At 35.2% G+C, this 4,015-nt stretch carries 3 protein-coding genes and 1 pseudogene; all 4 read right to left on the bottom strand.

What is annotated here, in order from left to right; all coding sequences use genetic code 11:
- Positions 1 to 184: pseudogene (locus tag ACOVO2_RS17935) on the bottom strand (hypothetical protein); the annotation flags it as partial.
- Between the two features lie 106 nt (positions 185 to 290).
- On the bottom strand, positions 291 to 953 hold the full coding sequence (locus tag ACOVO2_RS17930) for a hypothetical protein (protein WP_421771300.1): 663 nt from the start codon (positions 951 to 953) through the stop codon (positions 291 to 293).
- 3 nt (positions 954 to 956) lie between these two features.
- Positions 957 to 3,287, bottom strand: coding sequence for a cell division protein FtsZ (ftsZ, locus tag ACOVO2_RS17925; RefSeq protein WP_421771299.1), 2,331 nt, complete (start codon positions 3,285 to 3,287; stop codon positions 957 to 959).
- Positions 3,288 to 3,449: 162 nt separating this feature from the next.
- Positions 3,450 to 4,015: dipeptidase (locus tag ACOVO2_RS17920; protein WP_421771298.1), on the bottom strand; the 566-nt coding region annotated here is incomplete at its 5' end.

The raw sequence follows: 4,015 nt of genomic DNA, 5'->3' as shown, positions 1-4,015 counted from the left end.
CTTCGATAAGCCCTTTTTTACGGTCGAGGTCATCAATAGTTCCTTCGACTTTTGAGCCATCTTCTAAATAGATATAGGCAATTTCTTTACCCGAAAAGCGGTCGAATGCAGGAATAAACGACTGAGCCAATGAGGCCAACGAAATACAACTAAACGAAGCAAGCAAGAGGATAGTTTTTTTCATAAATAATGAAGGTTTGGATGAGAAAATCCAATGTTAAAGTTTTTTCTTGGGAAAGACAAAATTTTAAGAAATCAATGTTGGTTTTATTTATCCAAAGGTAAACCTTCTATTTATCATCTTCTAAACAACAACTTACAGCCGTAAAAAATCGGTCGATTTTGTAAGTTGAACCAAACTTGATTTTTTGCTTTATCTCATTGATAAAACTCTCACGTTCGTTTCGTACAACTCCGTGATTGAGAAACAGAATTTCGTCTATCATACGTTGAATTTCAGAACGTTTTATTTCGTCTTCAATGTCAGTATTGGGAATAAACCGATGAGTGACATCGTCATACTCAAAATACTTTTCGGGACTGTAATCAGCTAAATCTGGTTTTAGATAACTTACTATTGCTTTATTAGATTTCAAACCATTGATTTTTGAATGAATCATAAAGAAATTATCCCAAAGCCAGTATTGATTTGATTTTAAATCGGGGTTGAAGTGTTCTAAATCTCCAAAATGGTCGGTTCTTTTAAATTCGGCTTCATCTGAGATTTCGTATTTTCCCTCCTTCCAATTTGTCTTGTGATAAAGACTTGACGGACAAATAAACATTTCGGTATACGCACAAACACCTCTTTGGCAACGGTATAAGTCCATCACGACATCATCGTAGTAAGTGCGAGATTCTGGGTGCTTTTGACCTTGTTTTTCTAAATTATCGACCCAAGATTTATATTTTGTTGAAAGAATTTCGTCATAGTTTTTGTCAATTTTCTGCATAACTCAATCCCATTTTGAAAGTTCTTTCGATAATTTCTCTATTTTTTTGATGATTTCTAAGGCTGTCATGCTGTTTTCCTCGCCTTTTTTTGCCAATTTCTTGTATTTAACATTCAGTGTAGCCAGTTCGTCTAATTTCTCTTTACGTGCAGGCGAACCATCGTTTTCTAAATCGAAAACTCGTTGCAGAATATCATCCCAACGCATAAATTTAGGATTCCATTTATAATTATCTACGTGGTTTTCGCCTTCAAAATACACCTCTCGGTAGATTTTACCCGCTTCATTAAATTTTAGTTCAACGATTTCCCACGGCTCAAAACTCGAAGCAATAATAGGCGAGTGCGTAGAATAAAAAAACTGGCAGTCGGTCGTGAGCGAAGTATAATAATCTACAACGGTGCGTTGCAAATCGGGGTAAAGCGAACGCTCGGGTTCGTCAAATAAAATAACGGTATGTTTGGGTTTGAGCAAATAAAGCGGTAACGCACTCAAAATCACTTGTTTTGTGCCTGTACTCCATAGTCCGTGCGGAATTTCGTTGCCGTTATAATCTTCGATTTTTATGAAACCGATATCATCTTTAGTTTTGAAATCTAACTCAGTTTTTACTCGTAATTTATAATTGGCCAGCAAGGCATTCAAGCAATTATCTGCCACATCCTGAATCGGGTTAAACTCCGTAGCTTTCCAATCTTCCAGTTTTTTTACTGCTTCTTGTATCGCCTTTACATCACTTGAAGATTTCTCTACAACTTTAGAAATTTCTTGCCTAATTTTAATTTCTTGTTCTTGAAAAGACTGTATTTTCTCTAAAATGATACTCCAAACGGTTGATATTTTATCTTTACTGAAATCTATAATTGATTTTTCATCAAACTTATTTTCTCCTTCAATGTTTTCTAAATCATAATTAAGATTTGCGGGAAAATAAATTAATTTTGATGGACTATCTTCATTTAAAATAGAGGTATTGTCGTTTTCAAAACCTGCCACTATAATGGTTATACGCACTTTTTTTCCTAAGCTTTCATCAAGTCCAAAGCCATATTTAAATAATTTTGCTTCACTTTGAATTCGCTCTTCAATAAACTTAGTTACCAAATTTTGGTCAGATAACTTGATTTTATATTCAGAATTATAAGTAATATTAACTAAAACCTTTTGAGCTCCTGTAATATTTACATTATCAAATAACGGTGAAGATGAAATTTTTCTGATAGCCTCTTCTATCCTATTTTCTCCCTCAGCTTCAGCACTTCCAATTGCCGCTCGACCAGCTCCACCCAAAACTTTTTTTACATCGGCAATATCAAAGTTGATAATTCCAGGTTTAGTGATTAGCTCTGCAGTATTTTTTATAATTTTTGCTAATATATCATCGATATTAGTAAAGGCCTCTGAGATATTCATATCACCGAATTGAGCTTCAAATCTTTCATTTGGTATTATTAAAACAGTATCACAGTTTTTCTTTAATTCTTCTATGCCGATTCTTGCTTGAAGTATTTTTTCACTTCCTTCAAATGGAAATGGAGTAGTTACTAATCCGATTGTAAGGATGTTCATCTCTTTAGCTATTCTGGCTATTACAGGAGCAGCACCTGTCCCAGTTCCCCCTCCCATACCCGCCGTAATGAATACCATTTCAGTTGGACTCCTCAACATTTCACGAATGGTATTTTCGCTTTCTTCTGCAGCCTTTTTCCCTGTTGTGGCTTCAATTCCAGCACCTAAACCCTTAGTTATCTCAATACCAATTTGAAGGCGTTTAATTTCGGATGAGCCTAATTTTAAGGAATATTGGTCAGTGTTACAATTAATTAGTCCAATATTATTAACCCCTAAGCTATGAAGGTGTTTGACTATATTATTGCCAGCACCACCAACACCAATTACTTTTATGATATTAACAATACTATTTTTTGAAGTTAGTTTATTTGCCAAATCATTGTTTGACATACCTTTATTTTTTTTGCTTTCATTATCTGTATTACTATTCGCATTATTTAATAAATTATCAGTAATTAAATTTTCTTTAATCTTTATTCTTTTTTTCAAAGAATAAAGATTATTATCTCCATAGTTTATTGAGACCTCAACATTTTCTTTTATTTTACTAACTTGACTTTTTAAAACTATATTAGTTTGATATTCATTCAAAAACATTGGAAATAGTTCCAATAAACTCGTCTTCCCCGTCCCACTTTGGCCAATGAAACATACTTTATCTAAAGGTTTCCCTTCTTTTTCGTGTCCTTTTGGGTAGGTCAGGTCAAGTGTAAAATCTTTAAACTGATGAAAGTCTTTTATTTCTATCTTTGAAATTTTCATTGTTTTTGTAATCAGATACCTACAAACTTATATAATTTGGTGCTAAAATGGTGCATCGCACCAAAATATTTGTAGAAAATATAAATATTTCGGTACGCTGTACCTCTCAACGAATCGGCTGTTATTTCTACAAATATTATGCGGCTCTGCCGCTATGATTATCTACGCCCAAGCCTTCCTCAAAAATCTCAACCAATTTCCATGAAAAACATTTTCTATATCTTGCTGCGAATAACCTCTTTTGGCAAGTAAACCTTGTAGTTTCTGCAAATCGGCAATCGTTTCGAGGTCGGTTGGGGTTTGTTCGGTGCCAAAACAGCCATCTAAATCGCTACCAATGGCAATGTGGTTGGAATTGCCCGCAATTTGGCAAATATGGTCGTAATTATCAATCAGTTTTTCGAGCGTAACGCCACGCTCTTGGGGCGTATCTTTACCACGAGTCCAGTTGGGTACGAGCATCCATGCATCAAGTACGCCACCGATAACCGCTCCACGCTCAATCAAAATCTTTATTTGCTCGTCGGTCAGTTGACGTTGGTAGTCAACCAAAGAGCGGCAGTTGTGATGGCTTGCCCAAACATTACCTTTGAATAGTTCGAGTGCTTCCGTAAAACCTTCATCGGTAAGGTGTGTTACATCGAGAATCATATTGAGTTTATCCATTTCTTTCACCAATTCTCGACCCATTTTTGTCAATCCGCCCGACATCGTTGTGCCTGGAGCGT

Origin of the sequence: Emticicia sp. (genome assembly GCF_049241225.1) — a bacterium.
GTDB lineage: Bacteria > Bacteroidota > Bacteroidia > Cytophagales > Spirosomataceae > Emticicia.
Note: the sequence above shows the minus strand (reverse complement) of the source record. Positions and strands in the feature narration are given on the sequence as shown.

Bases quoted from the DNA above. Each gene is read 5' to 3' on its own strand.
- ACOVO2_RS17930 (WP_421771300.1), bottom strand. From the start codon at position 953: ATGCAGAAAATTGACAAAAACTATGACGAAATTCTTTCAACAAAATAT.
- ftsZ (WP_421771299.1), bottom strand. From the start codon at position 3,287: ATGAAAATTTCAAAGATAGAAATAAAAGACTTTCATCAGTTTAAAGAT.